This window comes from Bradyrhizobium tropiciagri (assembly GCF_018130505.1).
GTDB classification, from domain to species: Bacteria; Pseudomonadota; Alphaproteobacteria; order Rhizobiales; family Xanthobacteraceae; genus Bradyrhizobium; species Bradyrhizobium tropiciagri_B.
Map to the genome: position 1 here is coordinate 58158 of NZ_JAFCKH010000011.1, position 24933 is coordinate 83090.

General features: G+C 66.5%; 23 protein-coding genes. 11 read left to right on the forward strand and 12 right to left on the reverse strand.

The window, feature by feature from the left end:
- The first annotated feature begins 259 nt into the window (after positions 1-259).
- Together JQ633_RS26315 and arfB are read left to right on the forward strand one after the other, a co-directional pair.
- Positions 260-3124 carry a nidogen-like domain-containing protein gene (locus JQ633_RS26315; RefSeq protein ID WP_211988010.1) on the forward strand — a complete coding sequence of 955 codons (2865 nt, stop codon included), beginning with the start codon at positions 260-262 and terminating at the stop codon, positions 3122-3124.
- 156 nt (positions 3125-3280) lie between these two features.
- A complete protein-coding gene (arfB, locus tag JQ633_RS26320; RefSeq protein ID WP_211988011.1) occupies positions 3281-3700 on the forward strand; it encodes an alternative ribosome rescue aminoacyl-tRNA hydrolase ArfB in 420 nt (139 codons plus the stop codon).
- 55 nt (positions 3701-3755) lie between these two features.
- Here the strand turns inward: arfB and JQ633_RS26325 are convergent, their stop codons facing one another.
- Complete coding sequence (locus JQ633_RS26325; protein ID WP_211988012.1) at positions 3756-4043, reverse strand: hypothetical protein; 288 nt, start codon at positions 4041-4043, stop codon at positions 3756-3758.
- Positions 4044-4546: 503 nt separating this feature from the next.
- Between JQ633_RS26325 and JQ633_RS26330 the strand changes: the two genes are divergently transcribed.
- From JQ633_RS26330 to JQ633_RS26345, 4 genes are all read left to right on the forward strand, one after another.
- Complete coding sequence (locus JQ633_RS26330) at positions 4547-4867, forward strand: c-type cytochrome (RefSeq protein WP_211988233.1); 321 nt, start codon at positions 4547-4549, stop codon at positions 4865-4867.
- Positions 4868-5263 carry a VOC family protein gene (locus JQ633_RS26335; RefSeq protein WP_211988013.1) on the forward strand — a complete coding sequence of 132 codons (396 nt, stop codon included), beginning with the start codon at positions 4868-4870 and terminating at the stop codon, positions 5261-5263.
- An 84-nt stretch (positions 5264-5347) separates the two neighbouring features.
- Positions 5348-5896 carry a gluconate 2-dehydrogenase subunit 3 family protein gene (locus JQ633_RS26340; protein ID WP_211988014.1) on the forward strand — a complete coding sequence of 183 codons (549 nt, stop codon included), beginning with the start codon at positions 5348-5350 and terminating at the stop codon, positions 5894-5896.
- A 33-nt stretch (positions 5897-5929) separates the two neighbouring features.
- Positions 5930-7498 carry a GMC family oxidoreductase gene (locus JQ633_RS26345; protein WP_211988015.1) on the forward strand — a complete coding sequence of 523 codons (1569 nt, stop codon included), beginning with the start codon at positions 5930-5932 and terminating at the stop codon, positions 7496-7498.
- Positions 7499-7575: 77 nt separating this feature from the next.
- On the opposite strand, the gene JQ633_RS26350 is transcribed toward JQ633_RS26345, so the two are convergent.
- The gene (locus tag JQ633_RS26350) at positions 7576-7887 is read right to left on the reverse strand and encodes a ribbon-helix-helix domain-containing protein (RefSeq protein ID WP_211988016.1); all 312 of its coding nucleotides are present in this window, start codon (positions 7885-7887) and stop codon (positions 7576-7578) included.
- A 216-nt stretch (positions 7888-8103) separates the two neighbouring features.
- Here JQ633_RS26350 and mutL point away from each other — a divergent pair, with 216 nt between their 5' ends.
- Positions 8104-9924: a DNA mismatch repair endonuclease MutL gene (gene mutL, locus JQ633_RS26355; protein WP_211988017.1), complete on the forward strand. Its 1821-nt coding sequence runs from the start codon at positions 8104-8106 to the stop codon at positions 9922-9924.
- A gap of 209 nt (positions 9925-10133) precedes the next feature.
- Here the strand turns inward: mutL and rsmD are convergent, their stop codons facing one another.
- Positions 10134-10688 (reverse strand): 16S rRNA (guanine(966)-N(2))-methyltransferase RsmD, encoded by a 555-nt coding sequence (rsmD, locus tag JQ633_RS26360; protein WP_211988018.1) that lies wholly within the window; start codon positions 10686-10688, stop codon positions 10134-10136.
- A 6-nt stretch (positions 10689-10694) separates the two neighbouring features.
- A complete protein-coding gene (locus tag JQ633_RS26365; protein ID WP_211988019.1) occupies positions 10695-12791 on the reverse strand; it encodes a pseudouridine synthase in 2097 nt (698 codons plus the stop codon).
- Positions 12792-12919: 128 nt separating this feature from the next.
- Between JQ633_RS26365 and JQ633_RS26370 the strand changes: the two genes are divergently transcribed.
- Complete coding sequence (locus tag JQ633_RS26370) at positions 12920-13378, forward strand: nucleoside deaminase (RefSeq protein WP_211988234.1); 459 nt, start codon at positions 12920-12922, stop codon at positions 13376-13378.
- A gap of 180 nt (positions 13379-13558) precedes the next feature.
- Here the strand turns inward: JQ633_RS26370 and JQ633_RS26375 are convergent, their stop codons facing one another.
- Positions 13559-14464, reverse strand: coding sequence for an alpha/beta fold hydrolase (locus JQ633_RS26375; protein WP_211988020.1), 906 nt, complete (start codon positions 14462-14464; stop codon positions 13559-13561).
- A 120-nt stretch (positions 14465-14584) separates the two neighbouring features.
- Here JQ633_RS26375 and JQ633_RS26380 point away from each other — a divergent pair, with 120 nt between their 5' ends.
- On the forward strand, positions 14585-15817 hold the full coding sequence (locus JQ633_RS26380) for an acyl-CoA dehydrogenase family protein (RefSeq protein ID WP_211988021.1): 1233 nt from the start codon (positions 14585-14587) through the stop codon (positions 15815-15817).
- A 144-nt stretch (positions 15818-15961) separates the two neighbouring features.
- Here JQ633_RS26380 and JQ633_RS26385 read toward each other — a convergent pair whose 3' ends face one another.
- The gene (locus JQ633_RS26385) at positions 15962-17287 is read right to left on the reverse strand and encodes an adenylate/guanylate cyclase domain-containing protein (protein ID WP_211988022.1); all 1326 of its coding nucleotides are present in this window, start codon (positions 17285-17287) and stop codon (positions 15962-15964) included.
- 46 nt (positions 17288-17333) lie between these two features.
- Positions 17334-18611, reverse strand: coding sequence for a phosphoribosylamine--glycine ligase (gene purD / locus JQ633_RS26390; protein ID WP_211988023.1), 1278 nt, complete (start codon positions 18609-18611; stop codon positions 17334-17336).
- 165 nt (positions 18612-18776) lie between these two features.
- Here purD and xseA point away from each other — a divergent pair, with 165 nt between their 5' ends.
- Positions 18777-20387, forward strand: coding sequence for an exodeoxyribonuclease VII large subunit (gene xseA / locus JQ633_RS26395; RefSeq protein ID WP_211988024.1), 1611 nt, complete (start codon positions 18777-18779; stop codon positions 20385-20387).
- Here xseA and JQ633_RS26400 read toward each other — a convergent pair.
- Positions 20384-21220, reverse strand: coding sequence for a dienelactone hydrolase family protein (locus JQ633_RS26400; RefSeq protein WP_211988025.1), 837 nt, complete (start codon positions 21218-21220; stop codon positions 20384-20386). The genes xseA and JQ633_RS26400 overlap by 4 nt on opposite strands.
- Before the next feature lie 182 nt (positions 21221-21402).
- Between JQ633_RS26400 and JQ633_RS26405 the strand changes: the two genes are divergently transcribed.
- On the forward strand, positions 21403-21630 hold the full coding sequence (locus tag JQ633_RS26405; protein ID WP_211988026.1) for a DUF2093 domain-containing protein: 228 nt from the start codon (positions 21403-21405) through the stop codon (positions 21628-21630).
- Between the two features lie 14 nt (positions 21631-21644).
- Here JQ633_RS26405 and lpxK read toward each other — a convergent pair whose 3' ends face one another.
- Genes lpxK through JQ633_RS26425 form a run of 4 tightly spaced genes read right to left on the reverse strand, consistent with a single transcriptional unit; the run spans position 21645 to position 24918 of the window.
- Positions 21645-22670, reverse strand: coding sequence for a tetraacyldisaccharide 4'-kinase (lpxK, locus tag JQ633_RS26410; RefSeq protein ID WP_211988027.1), 1026 nt, complete (start codon positions 22668-22670; stop codon positions 21645-21647).
- Entirely contained in the window at positions 22663-23997 is a 1335-nt protein-coding gene (locus tag JQ633_RS26415) for a 3-deoxy-D-manno-octulosonic acid transferase (protein ID WP_211988028.1), read from the reverse strand. The genes lpxK and JQ633_RS26415 overlap by 8 nt, the downstream gene beginning before the upstream one ends.
- Positions 23960-24673 (reverse strand): lysophospholipid acyltransferase family protein, encoded by a 714-nt coding sequence (locus tag JQ633_RS26420; RefSeq protein WP_211988029.1) that lies wholly within the window; start codon positions 24671-24673, stop codon positions 23960-23962. Before JQ633_RS26420 ends, JQ633_RS26415 begins: the two co-directional genes overlap by 38 nt.
- Positions 24670-24918 carry a DUF4170 domain-containing protein gene (locus tag JQ633_RS26425; RefSeq protein ID WP_211988030.1) on the reverse strand — a complete coding sequence of 83 codons (249 nt, stop codon included), beginning with the start codon at positions 24916-24918 and terminating at the stop codon, positions 24670-24672. The genes JQ633_RS26420 and JQ633_RS26425 overlap by 4 nt, the downstream gene beginning before the upstream one ends.
- Positions 24919-24933: the final 15 nt, after the last annotated feature.

The window sequence follows — 24933 nt, forward strand, 5'->3', positions numbered from 1 at the left end:
GTCGCGCTCCGGCGACGGGATCACCGCGCCGGCCCCCGGCTGCGAACGCAGCCCTTTGGGGACGCTTCCCTTTGTTGCGATCCATGTCGCAGGTTGCGTTCGCAAGCGCGGGGCTTGTGAATTTTTTGCGACGCCCTGCGGAGAGATGGTCCTGAAATCGATCGATTTACGGCTTTCCGCGGCACGCTTTTCGGTTGACTCGCGAAAACTCTCAATTTTTAATTGAAATATTTCGAAACATAGTATTTTGGGGGCTTCCTTGGCATCTTATACCAGCCTGATCACGGCAAAATCCCACGCTTGGCACAACGGTTCGGGGACGATCACCTATTCCTTTCTCGATCGGGTGCCGAACTACACGGCGACCGCCAACTACGCGCAGGTCGACCTCGACCACAATGGCACCAACGACAACTGGCAGATCGATGCGACCCACTACATTCCCTTCACAAGCGATGCGAACGTCGCGCTGAACGCGAGCCAGCAGCAACTGATGCAGCTGGCGATCAGCCGCTGGAATGAAGTCGCCAATACCCACATCGTTCCGTTCGGCGGCGCCAGCGGGGGAGCGGGCACCGCAGGACCGGTCTCCGGCAACGGCGCGCTGGTCGGAAATCTGGGTGGACCTGCAGGATTCGGCGAACAGAGCCCGCCGGTCAATGACGACGGATACCAGCTGTACAACTTCGCTCAATCAGGGCTGTTCGCGAACGGACTGAACTTCTACGGCCACACTTATACGTCATTCTACGTCAACACCAACGGAAGCGTCTCGTTCGGCGCCGGCATCAGCCAGTATACGCCGACGACGATCTCGGCCGGCCAGACGCCGATGATCGCGCCGTATTGGGCCGACGTCGATACGCGGGTCGGCAATCCCGCCTATGTCGATTTCGATGCGGTCAATCACGTCATCACCGTGACCTGGGCCAATGTCGGCTACTACAACCAGCACACCAGTCCGACCAACTCCTTCCAGCTGCAGCTCTACGACCGCGGCAGCGGCGACTTCGACATCGTCTTCCGCTACCAGTCGATCAACTGGTCGTCGGGCGATGCCAGCGGCGGAAGCAACGGACTGGGCGGCACGGCGGCGCGCGCCGGATACACCGCCGGCGACGGCAACAATGCGCATCGTGCAGAACTCTCGGCCGCGGGCAACCAGGCGGCGATGCTGGCGCTCGACAGCACTGCCGGCAATACCGGCCAGACCGGACTCTGGGTCTATGGCGTTCGCGGCGGCGAGGTCAGCGTCGGCGATGTCACCTTCGGCGCATACAACTGGAATACGGATCCGAACACGTACGGCTTTGCCTATATCCCGACCGGCGCGCAACATACGCCGGACCGGAACGGGGACCTGTGGCTCAACCTCGGCAACAGCAACATGCCCGTAGCCTTCCCCGGGGACGACGGTTGGGACACCTATCTGCACGAGCTTGGCCATTCGCTTGGTCTTGATCATCCCAACGGAGATCCCAACGACCCGACCTTCACCAAGCTCGACACGGTGATGACCTACAATCACGTCGCCGGGCAGGACTATCCCATCACGCCCATGGTGATGGACATCCAGGCCATGCAGCAGCTCTATGGCGCGAATCTTTCGACGAGGACCGGCGACACGACCTATTTCGGCGCCCCGGTGACGGGGACGACCGGCGCCTATGCGATGGACAATGGCGGGCTCATCAGCGGCAGCTCGCTCCACATGATCATGACGATCTGGGACGCCGGCGGCAACGACTGGGTCAACGCCTCCAACCAGACCGCGGCCGTGACGATCGACCTGAACCCGGGCGGGACCTCACGGATCGGCACGACCTACGACAATATCCGCATCGCGCAGCTCTATACCGATCCCGGCAACCACAACCAGTATGGCTGGATCGAGAATGCGATCGGCGGCAGCGGAAGCGATACGCTGACCGGAAATGCCATGGCCAACGTCCTTGACGGCAGAGCCGGCAACGACACGCTGAAGGGCGGCGGCGGCAACGACCGGTTCGTGTTTGCTCCGCACTACGGCGCCGACACCGTGCTCGATTTCGTCGCCGGCGCGCATACCGACGACAGGGTCGATCTCAACGCGTTTCATTTGACGCTCGTCGCCGCGTTGTCGCACGCCTCGCAATCGGGCGCCGACACGCTGCTCAATTTCGGCGGCGGCGACGTCATGACGTTGAAGAACGTGACCAAGACGGCGCTGACCGCCGATGACTTCTTCGGCCTTCAGGTCCCCCATGAGGACTTCAGCGGCGACAGCCGCAGCGACATCCTCTGGCAGAACAGCAACGGCGCCATCTCGCTGTGGGACAACGGACAGATCGGTGGCGCTCACGTCACCGTCAGTGCCGGAACGGTCGACAGCAGCTGGCATATCGCGGCCACCGCGAATTTCGACGGCAACGGCATTCAGGATATCCTCTGGCAGAATGCCAACGGAGCGGTATCGATCTGGGATAACGGACAGATCGGCACCGCGCATGTCATCGCGAGTGCGGGCGCGCTTACCCCCGGCTGGAGCATCGTCAACGCCGGCGACTTCGACGGCAGCGGCACCGACGACATCCTCTGGCAGAACACCAACGGCACGGTCTCGGTCTGGAATGACGGCCAGATCGGCGGCGCGCATGTCATCGCCAGCGCCGGCGCGCTGCCTGCCGGCTGGCACATCGCCGACAACGGCGATTTCGACGGCAACGGCACCGACGACATCCTGTGGCGCAACGATAACGGGGCGGTCTCGATCTGGGATAACGGACAGATGGCGGGCGCGCATATCGTCGCCAGTGCCGGCGTGATCCCGACGAGCTGGCAGGTTGCCGGCATCGGCGATTTCGACGGCAATGGTCGCGACGACATCCTGTGGCGCAACGACAACGGGGCGGTTTCGATCTGGGATAACGGACAGGTTGCCGGCGCCCACATCATCGCAAGCGCCGGCCTCGTCCCCCTCGACTGGCATGTCGCCGGGACCGCCGATTACGACGGCAACGGCCGCAGCGACATTCTCTGGCGCAACGACAACGGGAAGGTCTCGATCTGGGATAACGGCCAGATCGCCGCCGCTCACGTCATCGCAAACGCCGGCGTGGTGTCCCCCGACTGGCATATCGTCTGAGCCTTTTCCTCAGGCGTCGGAACTGTGATAGGAAGCCCTCCTCTTCGTCGATCCGCCCGACCTGGAGGTCTTCCTTAGTTCTCTTCCTTGGGGTCTTCCGCCACCGGCACTCCAGGCGAGCCGAGCGAAGGCAAACCTGGCGTGTGGTGAGGCATCATGCTGCGGGTTTCCCGCGACCTTGCAATCGACGAGAACGACATCGAGATCGTCTTCGTCCGGGCCTCCGGTCCAGGCGGGCAGAACGTCAACAAGGTCTCGACCGCGGCGCAGCTCCGCTTCGACACGCGCAAGATCGCGCTGCCGCCGGATGCCGAGCAGCGGCTGGTCCGTCTTGCCGGCAGCCGCATGACCAAGGATGGCGTGATCGTGATCCAGGCGTTCCGTTTCCGCACCCAGGAGCGCAATCGCGCCGACGCGATCGAGCGGCTGCTCGAAATCCTGAGCGAGGCGATGGTGCGGCCCAAGACGCGGCGCCCGACCAGGCCGACGCTCGGCTCCAAGCAACGCCGGCTCGAGGGCAAGAAGCGCCGCAGCGACGTCAAGGCGGGACGCGGCAGGAGCGGCTTCGACGACTGAACGCCGCGGCTTGGATGCAGCGCACGCGCGGCGCGCCGCATCCAGCCATCGTGCCTTAGTACTTCTTCGTGCCAGGCGCCATTTCGGACCCGGTCGCCTTGCCGCGCGTGCTGGTTCCGGCACCGACGGTACCCTTGGTGCCGCTCTTGGCGGTGACGCCACCCCTCTCGGTCGCTGCGCCGCCCTGTGCGTTGAGTTCCTCGTCGGCACTGCCCGACGGTGCGGTTTGCATCGTGGTGCCGCCGCGGGTCTGGCCGTGCGGCGACATCCCCTGTGCCAGCACCGGGCCGGCGAGCAGTGCCGACATGGCAAACGCGACCGCGAAAGTCTTCGCTGATTTCATCCATTGCTCCTGGATCTTGTTCGCGTGGGACGGTTCGACGGTTGCTGGCGCCGTCTGCAGCGCCGGACCTGCATCCACGCGAATTGACGATATCGCAAACGGCGCAGGGGCCATGCAAACCGCGCCGTGTGGAGATCGTGCAGGGTTTTCGCGACCATTTCGCGGAATTGCGCTTCACATATACGGCGCGATCAGGCGCACGCGATGCGCACAAACGAAGACGGGTCTTCGGTGAAACACGACGGCCGAACAAGGAGATGAGATCATGATGCGCGTTCTTCGCAACCGCGTCACGATCCGGCGCCGCCACCTTCTCGTCGCCTCGCCGACAAGCCGGCCTCGCATTGTTCCGATGAAACAGCCGGCTACTACCACGGCCGTTTTTCCGCGCCCTACAGTTTCATCCGATACGGGGAACGAGCATGGCGATGCGGCGCGCGAGGTGGACGGTCGGGCTGGGATTTTGCAGCGCGGTACTCGCAGTGCACATGACGGCCGCGCAAATGCCCTTGCCCGCCGCCAAGCCGCCCGACGGCGCGACGCTGTTCAAGCAGCAATGCGCGACCTGCCACACCACCAACACATCGGATCCGGTCCGGCAGGGACCCTCGCTGTTCAAGATCGTCGGCCGCCACGCCGGCAAGGCTGACGGTTTCAAATATTCGGCAGCCATCGCCAAAGCGGATTTCGTCTGGGACGACGCCAGGCTCGATGCCTGGCTGACCAATCCGCAAGAAGTGGTCCCCGGCACCACGATGGCCTACCGGCAGGCCAAGCCGGAAACCCGCGCCCTGATCATCGCCTATCTGAAGGAGCTGAACTGAATGGCCAAACCCGTTCATTCGATGATCCGCGTGCTCGACGAGGCCAGGGCGCTCGACTTCTACAAGCGCGCGTTCGGCCTCGAGGTTGCGGACAATCTGCGATTTCCGGATTTCGCGCTGATCTATCTGCGCCATCCCTCCTCGCCGTTCGAGGTCGAGCTCACGGTCAATTTCGATCGCAAGGAGCCGTACACGCTCGGCGACGGCTACGGCCATCTCGCCGTCATCGTCGACGACGTCGATGCCGAGCACGGCCGCTTCGAAAACGAGAAGCTGTCGCCGGGGCCACTGCGCGACTTCAAGCATGACGGCAAGACGCTGGCGCGCTTCTTCTTCGTCTCCGATCCCGACGGCTACAAGATCGAGGTGATCCAGCGCGGCGGGCGCTTCGGTTAGCATGATCCGGAAAAGTGGGAACCGGTTTTCCGGCAAGATCATGCTCAAGCAAGTTCACATACAAAAAAATCTACGGAGGAAATCATGAGAGAAATCGATCGACGCAGCAAATATGACCGGCGCGTGTTTCTCAAAGGCGCGGCCGCCACCGCACCGGCGGTCGCGATCGCGACCTCGACCGGGCTCGGCATCACCGATGCCTGGGCCGAGGACGCCAAGACGTTGCCGCCAGCGACGATGAAGACGCTGCTGAAGATGGCGCGCGACATCTATCCGCACGATTTCCTCGGCGACAGCTACTACATCACCGCGGTGAAGCCGTGGGATGACAAGGCGGCGAAGGATCCGGCGGTCAAGGTGCTGATCGTTGAAGGCGTGGCGCGGCTCGACCAGGAGGCCAACGACCGTCACAAGGTGCCTTACGCCCAGGTCGGCTGGGAGAACGATCGCGTCGCGCTGCTGCAAAAGATCGAGCCGAGCGCGTTCTTCCAGAAGATCCGCGGCGACCTCGTCGTCTCGCTCTACAATCAGAAAGAGGTGTGGCCGCGGTTCGGCTACGAGGGCTCCTCCGCCGAGCATGGCGGCTACATCAAGCGCGGCTTCGCCGACATCGACTGGCTCCCCAAGGTTTGAGCCCGGCAACCAACGCTCTGGAGGAAACAAACAATGGCAAAATTCGATCTGAATGACAGTGGCGTTGTCGTGATCGTCGGCTCCGGCGCCGGCGGCGGAACGCTCGGCAATGAGCTGGCGCAGAAGGGCGTCAAGGTCGTGATCCTCGAAGCCGGCGCGCGCATCGAGAACCAGGACTTCATCAACGACGAGTGGGAAAGCTTCTCGCAGCTCGCCTGGTCCGACATGCGCACCACATCGGGAAGCTGGCGCGTCGCCAAGGATTTCCCGAACCTGCCGGCCTGGATCGTCAAGGCGGTCGGCGGCTCGACCACGCATTGGGCGGGCGCGTCGCTGCGCTTCGACGAGCACGAGTTCAAGATCAAGTCGGCCTATAGCGGCATCTCCGGCGCCAACCTGCTGGACTGGCCGATCACGCTCGCCGAGATGGAGCCGTGGTACGCCAAGGCCGAGGACAAGATGGGCGTCACCCGCACCAACGGCATTCCCGGCCTGCCCGGCAACAACAACTTCAAGGTGATGGAGGCCGGCGCCAAGAAGCTCGGCTACAAGGAAGTCCATACCGGGCGGATGGCGATCAACAGCGAACCGCGCGACGGCCGCGGCTCGTGCCAGCAGATCGGTTTCTGCTTCCAGGGCTGCAAGTCCGGCGCCAAATGGTCGACGCTGTACACCGAGATCCCGAAGGGCGAAGCTACCGGCAATCTCGAGGTCCGGCCCAACAGCATGGTGATCAAGATCGAGCACGACCAGTCCGGCAAGGTCACCGGCGTGGTCTATGCCGACGCATCCGGCGCGATGCAGCGCCAGAAGGCCCGCGTGGTCGCGGTCGCCGGCAATTCGATCGAGAGCCCGCGGCTGTTGCTCAACAGCGCCTCCAGCATGTTCCCGGATGGCCTCGCCAATTCATCCGGCCAGGTCGGCCGCAACTACATGCGGCACATGACCGGCAGCGTGTACGCGGTGTTCGAGAAGGCGGTGCACATGTATCGCGGCACCACGATGGCCGGCATCATCCGCGACGAGGCCAAGAACGATCCGAAGCGCGGCTTCGTCGGCGGCTACGAGATGGAAACGCTGTCGATCGGCGTGCCGTTCATGGCGGCGTTCCTCAATCCCGGCGGCTGGGGCCGCCCCTTCACCAGCGCGATGGAAGGCTATCCGCGGATGGCCGGCATGTGGCTGGTCGGCGAGGACATGCCGCAGGAAACCAACCGCATCACGCTCGACCCGAAGGCCAAGGACAAGTTCGGCATGCCGGTCGCGAGCGTGCATTTCGACGATCATCCGAACGACGTCGCGATGCGCGATCACGCCTACAAGCAGGGTGCCGCGGTCTATGAGGCGGTCGGCGCCACCGTGACCTATCCGACGCCGCCCTATCCCTCGACCCACAACATGGGCACCAACCGGATGAGCGAGAAGCCGCGCGACGGCGTGGTCAACAAGTTCGGCCAGACCCACGACATCAAGAACCTGTTCGTCTCGGACGGCAGCCAGTTCACCTCGGGCGCGGCCTGCAATCCGACGCTGACCATCGTGTCGCTGGCGATCCGCCAGGCCGACCACATCGCCGGCGCGATGCAGCGCAAGGAGATCTGAACCTCGCACGCCCAACATGAAAGCGGCTCCGTCCCGACCGGGCGGAGCCGCTTTTTTGTCCGTGACGCCGGGGTTCGTTATTCGGCTGCGTCGAGGATCGCCTCGCGCGGGAACACGGGCGCGGTGGCCGTGCTCTGCGAGCGGTAGATCAGGCAGCAGCAGCGCAGCAGCGAGGCGAAATTATTGACCTCGCCATGATGGTCCAAAACCTCGTCATGCAGCGTGGTGAGGAACTTGGCGAGGCTCATCCCCTCCTTCGCCGCGATCTCGTCCAGCGTGTCCCAGAACGACAATTCCAGCCGGATCGAGGTGCAGTGGCCGCCGATCCGCAGCGATCGGGTCTGCGATTCATAGTTGCGTTGCGGCTGGTGCGCGAACAGATGGCACATGGCGGTCCTCCGGCGGGATTTATAATTTTTCTAAACGATATACCTGCAAGCGGGCCCTCACAATCGCCACGTAGGGCGTAGTCCGATCCGGACGAAATTGAGCGTCTTCAAGGCGATAGGCCAAGTTCATCCCCAGCGCAGGTCGGTCACCCCATGCATTTGCCGGCGCGGCCCTCTACAATGGGGCAGCCCTCGAATCGTCCCTGAATGCCCGTCATGCCCGTCCGCCAGCTTCCCGAACAGGTCGTCAACCGCATCGCCGCCGGCGAGGTGGTCGAACGTCCCGCGAGCGTGGTCAAGGAACTGGTCGAGAACGCGATCGATGCCGGCGCTAGCCGGATCGATGTCTTCACCGACGGCGGCGGCCGGCGCCGGATCGGCATCACCGACGACGGCAGCGGCATGACCCATGCCGACCTTTCGCTCGCGGTCGACCGCCACGCCACCTCCAAGCTCGACGACGAGGACCTGCTGCGCATCAAGACGCTCGGGTTCCGCGGCGAGGCGCTGCCGTCGATCGGCGCGGTGGCAAAGCTCGGCATCACCACGCGCCATGCCGGTGAGCCGCATGCCTGGTCGCTGTCGGTCGAGGGCGGCGAGAAGTCCGAGGTGATGCCGGCGGCGCTCGGCCAGGGCACCCGCGTCGAGGTCAACGATCTGTTCTACGCGACGCCGGCGCGGCTGAAGTTCCTCAAGACCGACCGCACCGAGGCCGAGGCGATCCGCGAGGTGGTGCGGCGCCTTGCGATGGCGCGGCCCGACGTCGCCTTCACCTTGGCCGGCGAGGAGCGCGCGCCGGTGACCTGGGCCGCCGCGCTGCCCGGGGCTGCCGGGCGGCTGACGCGGCTCGGCGACATACTCGGCGCCGACTTCCGCGCCTCTGCGATCGAGGTCCGCGCCGAGCGCGAGGGCGTCACCGTCGAGGGCTTTGCCGCCGCGCCGTCGCTGACCCGCGCCAATGCGCTCGGGCAATATCTGTTCGTCAACGGCCGCCCGGTGCGGGACAAGCTGATCCTGGGCGCGGTGCGCGCCGCCTATTCCGACTATCTGCCGCGCGACCGCCATCCGGTGGTGGCGCTGTTTGTCAGCTGTCCCCCGCAGGAGGTCGACGCCAATGTGCATCCGGCCAAGACCGAGGTGCGCTTCCGCAACGCCGGCCTGGTCCGCGCGCTGATTGTTCATGCGCTGAAAGAGGGTCTCGCGCGCGAAGGCAAGCGCACCGCGGCCAACACCGCCGATGGCGCCGCGCTCTCGGCGTTCCGGCCCGCCTTCACGCCGTCGCCGCGCCCGGGCAATTGGGGCTGGCGCAGCTCGCCGACCTATCCGGTCAACCCGATGCGCGGCTTCGAGGGCGCGGCAGCGACCGCCTTCGCTGAACCCGGACAGGCCGCCTTCGACGTCGGCACGCCGACCGCCGATGTGCGCTTCGAGGCTGCGCCGGCGCCCGACCTGCTCGACCGTCCGCTCGGCGCCGCGCGCACCCAGATCCACGAGACCTATATCGTCGCGCAGACCCGCGACGGGCTGATCGTGGTGGACCAGCACGCCGCGCATGAGCGCATCGTCTATGAGAAGCTGAAGGCGTCGCTGGCGAAGAACGGCGTGCAGCGGCAGATCCTCTTGATCCCCGAGATCGTCGAGCTCGACGAAGCGACGGTGGAGAAGCTTCTCGACCGTTCCATGGAGCTGGCCTCGTTCGGGCTGGCGATCGATTCGTTCGGCCCCGGCGCCGTCGCCGTGCGCGAGACGCCCTCGCTGCTCGGCAAGGCCAACTCCGCCGGCCTGCTCCGCGACCTCGCCGAGCACATGGCGGAATGGGACGAGGCGCTGCCGCTGGAACGCCGCCTGATGCACGTCGCCGCCACCATGGCCTGCCACGGCTCAGTCCGCGCCGGCCGCCGCCTCAAGCCGGAAGAGATGAACGCGCTCCTGCGCGAGATGGAAGACACGCCGAACTCCGGCCAGTGCAACCACGGCCGCCCGACCTATGTCGAATTGAAGCTCAGCGATATCGAGAAGCTGTTCGGGCGGAGGTAGGTCTTGCACGGCTTCCGTAGGATGGGTGGAGCGCAGCGATACCCATCAACAATCGCGCCCGCGGCACGAAGATGGGTATCGCTACGCTCCACCCATCCTACGATTTGCGGAGACAGCGCCCCACACACCCCTCGGCTCGATCACCGCTGTCTCTGGAATACTGGATCACCCGGTCAAGCCGGGCGATGACAGCGGAATATGCGGCGACGTCACGCGCGCCGCAGGAACACGAACTCGGTGTCGTCATACGCGCGGCGCTCGAGCTCCTCGAATCCTTCGGGCGCTGCGAACGCCGCGGCCTTCGCTTCTTCCACCACGAGCAGCGCGCCTGGTGTCAGCCAGCCGCCGTCGCGCAGCGAGGCGAGGGCCTTGTCGGCGAGACCCTTGCCGTAGGGCGGATCGAGGAACACCAGCGCGAACGGCTCGACCGGATGCGCGGGGCCGAGGTCGGTGGCATCGCGGCGATAGACTTTTGTGACGCCGCCGAGCCCGAGCGACTCGACGTTGTTGCGCAGCAGCGCCCGCGCCTCGGCGCCGTTGTCGACGAACAGCGTGAACTTGGCGCCGCGCGAGACCGCCTCGATGCCGAGCGCGCCGGTGCCGGCAAACAGGTCCAGCACCCGCGCGTCCTCGATCGGATTGTCATAGGCGTGGACGAGGATGTTGAACACGGACTCGCGCAGCCGGTCGGCGGTCGGCCGGATCTCGCGCCCCGACGGTGACGCGAGATTGCGGCCCTTCAGCCTGCCCCCAACGACGCGCATCGAGCGTTACTCGTCCCGCGGCTTGAGATCGCGCTTGCCGTGATAGCCGCGCTTGGGGCGGCGCGGCGGGCCGTAGCCGTTGGCTTCGTCCTCGTTGCGAGCGCGGGCCTCCTCGCTGCCGGTGCGCTGCACCAGCACGCGGCGGCCCTTGCGGTCGTTGATGGTCTCGCGCTTGGCCCTGGCCGGCTTCTTGTCGCGCGGCGCATCGTCGGCATCACCGGCCTCGCGCTGCTCCGGCCGGGCGAAATCGGCGCCGGCAAGCTTGGCGACCTTCTCGCCGAGCTGCTCGCGCAGCACCCGCGTCTTGACCTCCTCGACCTTGCCCTCCTCGAGCTCGCGGAGCTGGAACGGGCCGTAGGAAATCCGGATCAGCCGGTTCACCTCGAGGCCGAGATGCGCCATCACGTTGCGCACCTCGCGGTTCTTGCCCTCGCGGATCGCGAACTCGACCCAGACGTTGGCGCCCTGGTCGCGCTCCAGCGTCGCATCGATCGGGCCGTATTTGACGCCGTCGACCTCGACACCCTTCTTCAATTCGTCGAGCTGGCCCTGCGTCACCTCGCCATGCGCGCGCACGCGATAGCGGCGCAGCCAGCCGGTGTCGGGCAATTCCAGCGTGCGGGCGAGCCCGCCGTCATTGGTCAGCAGCAGCAGGCCCTCGGTGTTGAAGTCGAGCCGGCCGATCGAGATCAGCCGCGGCAAACCTTCCGGCAGATTGTCGAACACGGTCGGCCGCCCCTCGGGGTCGGCATGCGTCGTCATCAGCCCGCGCGGCTTGTGATACATGAACAGCCGGGTGCGCTCGCGCGGCGGCAACGGCGTTCCGTCCACTGCCACGACGTCGTTCGCAGTGACGTCGAGCGCCGGCGAATTGATCACGCGTCCGTTCACGGTGACGCGGCCCTGCGTCACCATCTCCTCGGCGTCGCGGCGCGAAGCGAGACCGGCGCGTGCCAGCACCTTGGCGATGCGCTCGCCGGACTTCTTCGGCGCGGGCTCGGGACGCGAGCGCCTGTCATCGTAGGACCGCTCGCGATAGGCGCCACGGCCGCCGAACGCCGGACGCTTCGCGAAGACCTTGCTGTCGTCCTCATTGTCGCGGCGCGGCCGGTCGGAGAAGCGGCCCTCGCTGCGCGGATGCTCCTGCCAGTCGGTACGGCCTTCGGGACGCTCGCGCCGGCGATTGTCGCGGCGGTCGCCGTCATCGTTCTTGTCCCAGCGCGGCCGGCTGAATTTCGGCCGCTCGCGGAACGGACGATCGCCCTCGCCGCGCTCCTCGCGGGGCCGTGAGAAGCGCGGGCGCTCCCCGCCATCGCGATCCTCGCGCGGCTTGCGGTCGCGCTGCCACGGCTTCTCGTCGCCGCGGTCGCGGCCGCCGAAATCCCGATCACGTCCGCGATCGTCGCGCTTGAAACGCGGACGGTCGCCGAAATCGCGGCGCGGCGCATCGCCATCCTCGCGGCGGCGGAACGGGCGGCCCTCACCCTTGTCACGGAACGAGCCCTTGTCGCGATCGCCGCGGGAAAACTTGCGGTCGTCGAACTTGCGCTCGGCGCGTTCGCCGCGCGGTGCGTAGGAACGCTTCTCGCCATCGCGCTCACCACGCGGTGTGTAGGGACGCTTCTCACCGTCGCGTTCACCGCGCGGCGTGTAGGGACGCTTCTCGCGATCGCCGTAGGAGCGCTTTTCGCCGAACTTCCGGTCCGAGAACCGCCCGGCCGGACGCGCGTCGCCGCGATCGCCACGCGGAGCGCGGTCACCCTTGTCGAAATCGCGCCGCTCGCCGCGCGGCTTGAACGGGCGCTTTTCGCCACCCTCACGGTCGTCGCGCTTGAAGCGCGGCCGGTCGCCATAGTCGCGGCGGGGGGCGTCGCCATCCTCGCGGCGGCGGAACGAGCGTCCCTCGCTCTTGCCGCCGAACGAGCGCTTGTCGCGATCGCCCTTCCCACGATCACCCTTGTCGCGATCACCCTTGCCGCCGAAGCTGCGCTTGCCGGGCGGCCGGTCCGACCCGCGGGAGCCGCCCGAGCGGCCCTTGCCGGGGCCACCTCGGTCACGCCCGCCGCGCGGGGAATCGTTGTGTTTGTCGCTATCGCGGGGCATGAATGTTCTCGCCTGGGCGTTCAATTGAGGTGCAGGGCAACCGGGATACGCGCGCCAATTCAGGCGCGGCTGGCGCAAGACCGGCATCCACTTGTGCTGAAGGCGACGCTACTAGCAGGTTTCTTGCGATGATACGAGGCATGTCAGCTCCTTCTTTCATGGATTTGGCGCTGAAAACCGCCGAAAATGCCGGAAAATCGGGCGAAGTTCCGATCGGATGCGTGATTGTGCGCGGCTACGACGTGATCGCCACGGCCAGTAACCGCACCCTCACCGACCGCGACCCGACGGCCCATGCCGAAATCCTGGCGATCCGGCAGGCCGCCGACGCCATCGGCACCGAGCGGCTGGTCGATTGCGACCTCTATGTCACGCTGGAGCCCTGCACCATGTGCGCCGGCGCGATCTCCTTCGCCCGCATCCGCCGGCTCTATTACGGCGCCGCAGACCCCAAGGGCGGCGCGGTCGAGTCCGGCGTGCGGTTCTTCGCACAGCCGACCTGCCACCACGTGCCGGAGGTCTACGGCGCGGTGGGCGAGACGGAATCGGCGCGGCTCTTGCGGGAGTTCTTCAGGGAGCGGCGGTGACGGAGCCGTAGCCCGGATGGAGCGCAGCGCAATCCGGGAAAGCCGCTCCGCGGAGAGACCGTCCCGGATTACGCTTCGCTCCATCCGGGCTACGAATTCACCGCGCGGCCACCAGCCGGGCCGATTCATCCTTCGAGGCTCGCTCCGCTCGCGCCTCAGGATGACGGTGTGAGAGCCGAGTCACCCCGCCAGGAAAAACTCCCGCAGCAGCTTCGCCGTCACCTCCGGGTTCTCCTCAGGCAGAAAATGCCCGGAGTCGACCGGTGCGCCGCTGACATTGGTCGCCCATTTCTTCCACGTATCGAGCGGCGTGGTCGCGGCGCTCGCGACACCCGCATCGCCCCACAGCGCCAGCATCGGGACGGCGATCTTGTTGCCGGCGTCGACATCGGCCTTGTCGATCTCGTAATCGGCATAGGCGCCGGCGCGGTAGTCCTCGCACATCGCGTGGATGCGCGCGGGATCGCGGAACGGCGCGAGGTAATGCTCCAGCGCGCGTGGATCGATCGCGTCCAGCGTGCCGCTCTTGGTCTGGCTCGCCATCTTCTCCTTGAGGAAGAACTCGCCCTGCCCCGAGATCAGCGTCTCCGGCAGCGGTGCCGGCTGCGCCAGGAAGGCCCAGTGATAGATCTTCAGCGCCGACAGCCGGTTCAGCTTCTGCCAGTAATCATAGGTCGGCGCGATATCGAGCACCGCGAGCTTCGACAGCCGGCCGGGATGATCGAGCGCGAGGCGGTATGACACGCGGCCGCCACGGTCATGGCCGGCGAGCGCGAAATGCACGTGGCCGAGCCGCTCCATGACCTCGATCATGGTCTTCGCCCAGGCACGCTTGGTGTAGGGCGTGTGATCCTTGTCGCTGTCGGGCATGTCCGACCAGCCATAACCGGGCAGATCCGGAATGATCAGCGTGAAGGCGTCGTCGAGCTTCGGCGCCGCCCTGTGCCACATCACATGTGTCGACGAGAAGCCGTGCAGCAGCAGCAGCGGCGGCCCCTTGCCGCCGACGCGGGCGAAGATGCGGCCCTGCGAGGTGTTGACCCATTCCGAGGCATAGCCGGGAAAAAGATCGGCGAGATCCGGCATCGATGGCTCCATCCCTGTCGCGCGCCCTGCTTCAAACTTTGTTTGGCGTTGCCGCTGGCGCAGGCGAGGGTTATGCCATCCTCAAGCGAAGCCAACAACAACAGCAAACGAGGGAGTGCCATGTCGATCGATTTCGAGATTCCGGCCGAAGCCAAGGCGATCCGCGAAAAGGTCCGCAAATTCGTCCACGACGAGTGCATTCCCGCCGAAAAGGAACTGGATACCAAGCCGCTGCCGGAAGTGCTCGGCCCGCTGCGGAAGAAGGCCCGCGCGCAGGGCCTGTGGTGTCCGTTCGTGCCGAAGGAATATGGCGGCATGGGCCTCGGCCCGCTGGCCAATGCGCTGGTGCAGATGGAGCTCGGCGAAAGCATGCTCGGCGCGCTGGCGCTGAACACGCAGGGGCCGGATGACGCCTCGATGATGACGATCCTGGCGCACGGCACCGAGTACCAGAAGGAGAAGTTCCTCAAGCCCCTCCTGAACGGCGAGAAGCGGATCTGTTTCTCGATGACGGAAAAGGCCGCCGGCGCCGACGCCACCGGCATGCAGACCACCGCCGTGAAGGACGGCAACGAGAACTACATCCTGAACGGCGAGAAATGGTTCTCCTCGTCGGCGAGCGTCGCCGACATGGCGCTGGTGATGGCCAAGACCGATCCGAACGCGCCGCGCCACAAGCAGTATTCGACCTTCATCGTCGAGCTGCCGAACCCCGGCTACAAGATCAAGCGCAACGTCGCCAACATGGCGATCGAGGGCCCGCATGACGACGTGATCCATGGCGGCCATTCCGAGATCGAGATCAAGGATCTGAAGGTGCCTGCCGACAATCTGCTCGGCGGCGAGGGCAACGGCTTCAACATGGGCCAGCACCGCCTCGCCTACGGCCGGCTGCGCCACGGCATGCATAACGTCGCCAAGGCGCAGCGCGCGCTCGACATGGCGGTCGCCCACATCACCAAGCGCTCGACCTTCGGCCAGCTCTTGGCCGACCGCCAGGCGGTGCAGTTCATGCTCGCCGACTGCGCCAGCGAACTCTATATCGGCCGCCTGATGCTGCTGCACATCGCCTACAAGGCGGAGAAGGGCCTCGATATCCGCCAGGAGAACTCGATCGCCAAGATCTTCCACGCCCACATGGTGCACAAGGTGATCGACACCGCGATCCAGCTGCACGGCGCACTCGGCTTCAGCCAGGATACGCCGCTGGCGCGGTGGTACACCCAGGTGCGCTCGCAGCGGCTAGTCGACGGGCCGGACGAAGTGCACAGGTGGAAGATCGGCAAGAACGTCATCAAGGCGTTCCGCGAGCACGGCACGACGGCGTCAGCGGCGGGCGGGGACCTGCTGTAGCGTCCACCCGTCATTCCGGACGACGCGCATCGCGCGTCGATCCGGAATCTCGATGGTATTGGCACTGTCTCACGACATCTCGAGATTCCGGGTTCGGCGCGTTGCGCCGCCCCGGAATGACGATGTGCTCCGCCGCGCCCGAGCCTAGCCGCTCGCCGCGAACAGCTCCCACTTCCCCGGCAGGCCCTTCAATTCGAAGGCACCACGCTCGGCGAATTTCAGTCCGGCGCCGGCGACGAGGTCAGTCACTACCCGCGACACCAGCACCTCGTCCGAACCGCAGCGCGACATCACGCGCGCCGCGGCGTGAACTGCGATGCCGCCGATGTCAGCCCCCCTCACCTCGATCTCGCCGGTATGCAGACCGGCGCGCACCGGCAGGCCGATCTGCCGGGCGGCGGAGCCGAATGCCAGCGCGCAGCGGACCGCGCGGCCGGGGCCGTCGAAGGTCGCCAGGATTCCATCGCCGGTGCTCTTGATCAGATGGCCGCGATGGCGGTCGACCATCTGCTGCGCGAGTTCGTCGTGATCGTCGAGCAGCCGGCGCCAGCGCTGATCGCCCATGGCGGCGGCGTTGCGGGTGGAATCGACGATATCGGTGAACAGCACGGTCGCGAGCACGCGCTCGAGCTCCGCTTGCGCGGCATCGCGATGCCCGGTGACGAACTCCTCGATATCGCCCAGCATCGTCTCGTTCTCTCCGACCCAGTAGTAATGATCGCGACCCGGATATTCCCGCCAGCCGGCGCCGGGGATGAGATCCGCAACGCCGCGGCCGAGCGCGATGGGAACGCGGGCATCGTCGGTACGATGCAGGACCAAACTCGGCACCTGCAGCATCGGCAAAATCGTCGTCACATCGATCTCGCGATTGAGCGCCAGCAGCGTCCGGATCGCGCCCGGACTGCTCGACAGCCGTTCGAACTTCGCGACCAGCGCGATCGCCTCGGCGTTTGCCGCCTGGGTCGGCGCCACTGACTTGATAGTTTCGCCCGCACCCCAGTTCTGCACGACCTCGTCGCAGCGCGCCCGCCACTCCTGCTCGGACGAGCGGTCCTTGGAACGCGCGAAGCTGCCGAGCAGCACGAGATGCGAGACCCGCGCCGGATAGGTCGCGGCGAACAGCACGCTCATCGGGCAGCCCTCGGAGAAGCCGAACAGCACCGCGCGCTGCGAGCCGATCGCATCCATGATCGCGCGCACATCGTCCATGCGCTGCTCGAGCGTCGCCGCGCCGCTGATGCGGTCCGACAATCCCTGGCCGCGCTTGTCGAAGGCGACGACACGGGCGAAGCGCGACAGCCGGCGCAGCACCGCCGTGTAGCCCGGCATCTCGTGCATGAATTCGATATGGGAGAACAGGCCGGGGACCAGGATGATGTCGACCGGCCCGTCGCCCATTACCTGGTAGGCAATGCTGGCGTCGCCGCTCTGCGCGTAGCGCGTCTCGGGCAGTCTGAGGTCGGTCATCCCAAAGCTCCAGGGCGCGCCATTGTCGCCGCTGGGTTCGGCGCGATCAACCCCGCTCCGTCTCCACCGCCTGCCAGGCGATATCGCGGCGGCAGAAGCCGTCGGGCCATTTGATGCGGTCGACGGCCTGATAGGCACGATCGCGCGCCTCCGTTACCGTCTTGCCCATCGCGCAGACGTTGAGCACCCGGCCGCCATTGGCGAGCACAGCGCCGTCCTTGGCGACCGTGCCGGCGTGGAAGATCTCGACGCCGTCGACCTTGGCCGCATCGTCGAGCCCGTCGATCCGCGAGCCCTTGAGGTAGTCGCCGGGATAGCCCTTCGCCGCCATCACCACCGTCAGCGCCGGGTCGGGGTACCAGCGCAGGTCGAAATTCTTCAACTGCCCGTCACAGGCGGCGAGCAGCGCCGGCACGATGTCCGACATCATCCGCAGCATCAGCACCTGGCACTCGGGATCGCCGAAGCGGACATTGTATTCGAACAGTTTTGGGCCCTGCGCCGTCAGCATCACGCCGGCATAGAGCACGCCCTTGAACGGCGTGCCGCGGCTCTTCATGCCGGCGACCGTCGGCAGGATGATCCGCGCCATGATCTGGTCGTGCACCTCAGGCGTCACGAACGGCGTCGGCGAATAGGCGCCCATGCCGCCGGTGTTCGGGCCCTTATCGTGATCGAACACCCGCTTGTGGTCCTGTGCCGAGGCCAGCGCGATCGCGGTCTCGCCATCGCACAGCGCAAAGAAGCTGATCTCGCGGCCCGAGAGAAACTCCTCGATCACGACCTCGGCGCCGGCCGAGCCGAAGGCGCCCTCGAACATCATCGCGATGGCGGCTTCCGCCTCAGGCAGCGTCATCGCCACCACGACGCCCTTGCCGGCGGCAAGCCCGTCGGCCTTGACCACGATCGGCGCGCCCTGCGCCCTCACATACGCCAGCGCATCCTTGGCATTGTCGAAGCGGCGATAGGCGCCGGTCGGGATCTTGAACTCGCTGCAGAGGTCCTTGGTGAAGCCCTTCGAGCCCTCGAGCTGCGCGGCCTGCTTGCCCGGCCCGAACGCCTTGATGCCGACGGCGGCGAGATCATCGACGATGCCAGCCGCCAGCGGCGTCTCCGGTCCGACCACCACCAGCTCGACCGCGTTGCGCTTGCAGAACTCGATCACGGCGGCGTGGTCCGCGACATCGAGCGCGACGCATTCGGCCTCGCGCGCGATCCCGGCATTGCCCGGCGCGCACCAGAGCTTGGTGACCAGCGGCGATGCCGCGATCTTCCACGCCAGCGCATGTTCGCGGCCGCCGGAACCGAGCAGGAGGATGTTCATGAATGCAGCCGGTCAGAGGGGTTGTGGGGCGATTTGCGACGGTTTAGCACGGTCGGGAACGGCCGCAATGAGTCGTCCGACCGGATGTGGATATGTGAGGCGCCGTCCCGATTGGGACGTTCGGACCTTGCACATGGGGTCGAAAACCACGATTCTATACGCCAGATGACCGCTGCTCCGAACCTCGTCAACGCGCCCGAATTCACCGTCTCGGAACTCTCTTCCGCCCTGAAGCGGACGGTGGAGGACCGGTTCGGCCATGTCCGCGTCCGCGGCGAAATCTCCGGCTTTCGCGGCCCGCATTCCTCCGGCCACTGCTATTTCGCCCTCAAGGACGAGAGCGCCAAGATCGAGGCGGTGATCTGGAAGTTCGCCCACGCCCGGATGCGCTTCAAGCCGCAGGAAGGGCTCGAGGTCATCGCCACCGGCAAGCTGACCACCTATCCCAACTCCTCGAAGTACCAGATCGTCATCGATTCGCTGGAGCCGGCCGGAATCGGCGCGCTGATGGCGCTGATGGAGGAGCGCAAGAAGAAGCTCGCGGCCGAGGGCCTGTTCGACGAGGCCCGCAAGCAGCTTCTGCCCTGGCTGCCCGAGGTGATCGGTGTCGTCACCTCGCCGACCGGCGCCGTGATCCGCGACATCCTGCACCGCCTGGAGGACCGCTTTCCCCGCCGCGTGCTGGTCTGGCCGGTCAAGGTGCAGGGCGAAGGCTCGGCCGAGCAGGTCGCGGCCGCGATCCGCGGCTTCAACGCGCTGCCCGAGGGCGGCCGGATTCCGCGGCCCGATTTGCTGATCGTCGCACGCGGCGGCGGCTCGCTGGAGGACCTCTGGTCGTTCAACGAGGAGATCGTGGTCCGCGCCGCGGCCGAGAGCCACATCCCGCTGATCTCGGCGGTCGGCCACGAGACCGACATCACGCTGATCGACTTCGTCGCCGACAAGCGCGCGCCGACGCCGACCGCCGCCGCCGAAATGGCGGTGCCGGTGCGCAGCGAGCTGTTCGCCGAGGTCGCCGCGCTCGCGCGCCGCACCATGGTGTGCTGGCAGCGCGGCCAGGAGGCCCGCCGCAACGAGTTGCGCGCCGCGGCGCGCGCGCTGCCGGCGGCGAACGAACTGCTGGCGATCCCGCGGCAACGGCTCGATCATCTCGGCGCCGGGTTGCCGCGTGGGCTGAAGGCCAACACCCATGCGCATTTCCGCCGCTTCGCCGCGAGCAGTTCGCGGCTCACCATCGGCGTGCTGCGCGGCCAGGTCGCCCATGCGCGGCAGCGGCTCACCGTTTCCGGCGAGCGCATCACGCTGTCGGCGCGTGCGCTGCTGCACCGCCGGCGCGAGCGTTTTGCCGGGCTCGAAATCCGGCTCAAGGCCTCGAAGCTCGCCAACGCCAAGGCGCAGCGCAATGCCATCGCGCGCGATCTCGAGCGCACCCACCGTCTCGCCGAGCGCGCGCACCGCGCGCTGACCACCGCGCTGCAGCGGATGGAAGCACGCGTCGCCCATCGCGGCCAGTTGCTGTCGGCGCTGTCCTATCGCGGCGTGCTGGAGCGCGGCTTTGCGCTGGTGCGCGACGAGCGTGGCCATGCGGTGCATTCGGCCGCCGATGTCGGCCCCAGCGCCAACCTCTCGATCGAGTTCGCCGACGGCCGCGTCGCCGCCACCGCCGACGCAGATCGCCCGCCGCCGGCCGCGCGCAAGCAGCAAGCCCCGCGCGAAACAAAGCCGGCAGCACCGAAGCGCGTCACGAAACCGGTCGATCAGGGCAGTTTGTTCTAGCGCGAGAGCCATTCCGCGACGCGGTGCTGCGCGTCCTTGCGGGCGTCGGCATCGGTGCCGATGTGGCCGCGTTCCGGCAGCGTGGCATCGGAAGACGTGGCGATCGCGTGCAGCGGCAGGTTGGCGCGGTCGAAATCGTGATAGGCGTCCGGATAGACCACGATGCGCGCCAGCGCGCTGCGGCCATGCGCGCCGTCAACCATCTGGCGGCAGGCCGACGGCAGCGAGACATCGTCGCGGCCACCGATCAGCACCAGCGTCGGCACGCGCGCGCTCCAGCCGAGACCGAACGAGGACCGGCAATCCGGGTAGAACGCGATCGCCGAGCGGAAATCCGGCTCGATGCTGCGCGACCACATCTGCGGCCGCACCGCCCACAGCAAGGCGGCGGCGCCGTTGCCCCAGCCGACCAGGCTGATGCGGCTCTTCGCCACCCATTTCTGCTGCACCAGCCATTGCCGCGCCGCGCTGACGTCGGCCACCCGTTCGCGCCGGATCTGGACCTGATGCTCCTTGCTGATGCGGCACTGCGGCCCAAGCTCGCGCGAGCCGTAGCTGTCCGGCAGCAGCACCGCGTGGCCGGTGTTGAGCAGCTGCTCGGCCCAGTCGCGGTAGCGCGGCGCAACAGGCTCGGAGCGGCCGGCGAGACCGCCGCAGCCATGCAGTGCGATCACGGTCGGAAACGGGCCGTCGCCATCGGGCCGGTAGAGCTGCGCATGCAGCGTCACCTTGCCCTCGGGAATCTCGACCTGATGCGGGGCCGGCAGCGGCGTCGCAGCCGCGACCGGCGCGGCCAGCATCGTCAGAAACAGCAATGCCGATGTGAGGCGCATCCAATCCGGCCGTCTCGTTCTGGCCCCTAAACTACGGCGAACCATGCACGCAACGCTACCATGCGCATCCGCCGCCAAATCATCACAAGTCGGTGGTTTAACGGGCGGACACGATGCCCTATCTATGATAGATGGCTGCATCAACATCCAATAGGCCTTGAGGCGAGGCGGAGAGCTCTATCGTGCTGAACAAGTTCGGTCCTTCGGGCCATGGCGAAGCGCAGGTGCAATATCTCGACGGCGATTTCCGCGTGATCTCGCCCGGCACTTACGTGCGTTGCGCGATCACCGATGTCCGGATTCCGCTCGACGAGCTGAAGTACTGGAGCGTCGACCTGCAGGAAGCCTACGCCACCCCGGTCGCCGTGTTGCAGCGCCACTATCCCGGCACGCTCAAGCAGCAGGGATAAGTTCGCGGCGAGGCTCATTTGCCGCGCCTCCGCTCCCGCGCCTTTGCCAGTTGATCGGTCACGAACCGCCGCAGCGCAGCAGGCTGCTCGAATTCCAGCGTCACCGCAAACGGTACGATCGCCTGTGCCCAGGCCGGCAAGCCGCCGGCATCACGCAGCCGCGCCAGATCCTTTTCCGTCGTCACCAGCGTCAGGCCGTCGCGCCGCGCGTCGGCAATGAGTGCGTCGATCTCGTCCTTCGTGAAGACGTGGTGATCGGCGAACGCCCGGTCGCGCACGAGGTCGACGCCACTCAATCGCAACGTCCTGAAGAAGCGCGCGGGATCACCGATGCCGGTGAAGGCGAGGACGCGCACGCCGCGCAGCGACGCCAGCGAAGCCTGGTCCGGTGTCAGATGCGCCGACAGCACCGGCTTGCCGCGCGACTCGATCTCGACGGCGATCGTGTGCGCCGCGTTGCCGTCGCCGACCACGATCAGCGCGTCGGTACGCGCAAGCTGCGGCACGAGCGGCGCGCGCAGCGGGCCGGCCGGAAAGACACGGCCATTGCCGACGCCACGCACACCGTCGATCACGATCAGCGACGCATCCTTGACCACGCCCGGGTTCTGGAAGCCGTCATCCATCAGGATGACGCTGGCGTCCTGCGTGCGCGCCAGTGCGAGGCCCGTGGGGCGATCGCGCGCCACCACGACCGGCAGCGTCGCCGCCAGCATCAGCGGCTCGTCGCCGACGTCGGCCGCGGTGTGGCTACCGGGATCGACCTTGACCGGGCCACCCAACCGGCCGCCATAGCCGCGGCTCAGCACCACCGGCCGCTCGCCTAGCTCGCGCAGCAGCTTTGCGAGCGTCAGCACAGTCGGCGTCTTGCCGGCGCCGCCGACATGGTAGTTGCCGACACACAGCACGGGAATGCTTGCCTCGACGCCGGGGCGCTGCATGCGGCGTGTGGCGACCGCGCCGTAAAGCGCGGCAAGAGGACTCAATAGATACGCTATCCAGGACGACGCGGGCCGGTGCCAGAAGGCCGGCTCACGCATTGGCAGCTCCCATCTCGAGCCGCAACTGCAACAGGTAGGGCTCGAGGGCCGTCAGCGTGCGCTCCAGCGCGCCGCCGAGCTGTTCGACGACGCGTTCGGATGCCATCAGCGACGTATCGCGCGCCGCCGGATCGGCGAGGAATTGGCCGAGCTGCTTGACCAGCGTTTCGCGGTCGTCGGCGCGCCGCGCGCCGCCGCCGCGATCCAGCGCGTCATAGACGTCGGTAAAATTGAAGACATGCGGGCCGTGCACGATGGCGGCGCCTAGCTTGATCGCCTCGATCGGATTCTGGCCGCCATGCTGGACCAGCGAGCCGCCCATGAAGACAATCGGCGCGAGGCGGTAGAACAGCCCGAGCTCGCCCATGGTGTCGGCGACATAGATGTCGGTGGTCGCGACCGGCAGGTCCTCACGCGAGCGCTGGCCGTGGCGCAGGCCGGCGGCGGTGACGAGCCGCGCCACCGCCTCGCCGCGATCGGCATGGCGCGGCACGATCACGGTGAGCAGTCCGGGGAAGAAGCCCGCCAGCGTCTTGTGCGCCTCGATCAGGATCTCCTCCTCCCCCGGATGGGTGGAGGCGGCGACCACGATCGGGCGGCCGCGCGTCACCGACATCAGCCGCTCCAGCTTGGCGGGATCGGCCGGCGGCGCCGCGACGTCGAGCTTGAGATTGCCCGTGGTGATGACGTTGTGGCTGCCGAGCGCAGCGAAGCGTTCGGCATCGGTGTTGGACTGCGCGAGGCAAATGTCGAACTGGCCGAGCAGCGCCCCGATCGTGTTGGAGAGCCGGCGCCAGCGCGGGAACGAGCGCTGCGACATCCGCCCGTTGATCAGCACCATCGGCAGCCGCCGCGCGGCGCTCGACAGGATCAGGTTCGGCCACAGGTCGGATTCGATGAACAGTGCCAGCGACGGACGCCAGTGATCGAGGAAGCGCGCGACATAGCGCGGCGAGTCATACGGCACGTATTGATGGATCACGTCGGGCGGGAAACGCTTGGCGACGATCGCGGCCGAGGTCACCGTGCCCGACGTGAGCAGGATGCGCAGGTTGAGCCCGCGCAACCGCTCGATCAGCCCCGCCGCCGCCAGCACCTCGCCGACGCTGGCGCCATGGATCCAGACCAGCGGTCCGTGCGGCCGGACGTCATCGCTCACGCCGCGCCGTTCGCCGACCCGTTCGGGGTCTTCCTTGCCGAGCTTGAGCCGCCGCTTGATCAGGGCAGGCGCGATCGGCACCATCGCTAACGACAGCTTGCGATACACGCGCAACGTCATCGGGAGCGAGCTAGCCAAACGCGGCCTCCGGTCGTCCGACGGCTGCATAGGCGCGCCGGGTCGATTCGTTCAGAAGATGTTCCACGTGCTGCCGAAGCTTTTCCATGGTCTCGGCATCGGCATCGGGCGGTACATAGACCGGCTCAATACCTACCACCGCGCCGCGCCCGAATGGCAGATTGATCGTGGAGGAATCCCAGTTTTTCAACCGGATGAATCGGCTGGTGACCATCGCGAACGGAATGATCGGCCGGCCGGTCTCCCGCGCCAGCATGATCGGCCCGAGCCCCGCTACCCGCGCCCGCTTCGGCACGTCGGCCGTGGTCGCCATGTTGCAGCCGTCCTCCAGCGCCCGCGCCATTTCCTTGAAGGCGCCGATGCCGCCCTTGCGATGGAACGCGCCGCCATGGTCGCCGGAACCTCTGATCGTGCCGATACCGAGCCGCTCCACCGCGATCGCATTGAATTCGCCGTCGCGGTGGCGCGAGATCAGGACCTTGGCGCGGTAGCTGTTCTTGGTCTTGATGAACGGCGTCATGAAGTGCTGGCCGTGCCAGAACACGAAGATCGCCGGCATCATCGGCTCGACCATGTCGTAGACGTCGAAAGGCTGGTAGCTGAAGCGGTTGGTCAGCCAGACCAGCCGCAGATACTCAGCCGCAAGCACGCCCAGCCCGCGCTGCACGACGGCGCTGCGCAGCAAATCGCGAAAAAAACGTTTCAATGGGAATGCTTTGCGTCCTGCTCGGGATCGAGCAACCGGTGAAGGTGAACCACGAAATAGCGCATCTGGGCGTTGTCCACGGTCTGCTGCGCTTTCGCCTTCCAGGCCGCGTGGGCGGTGGCATAGTTCGGGAACACGCCGACGATGTCGAGCTCGTCGAGGTTCTTGAAGGTGTTGTGCTCGAGATCGGTCAACTCGCCGCCGATGACGAGGTGGAGCAGCTGCGGCTGGGCATTGTCTGACATGATGGGTTTTTCCTA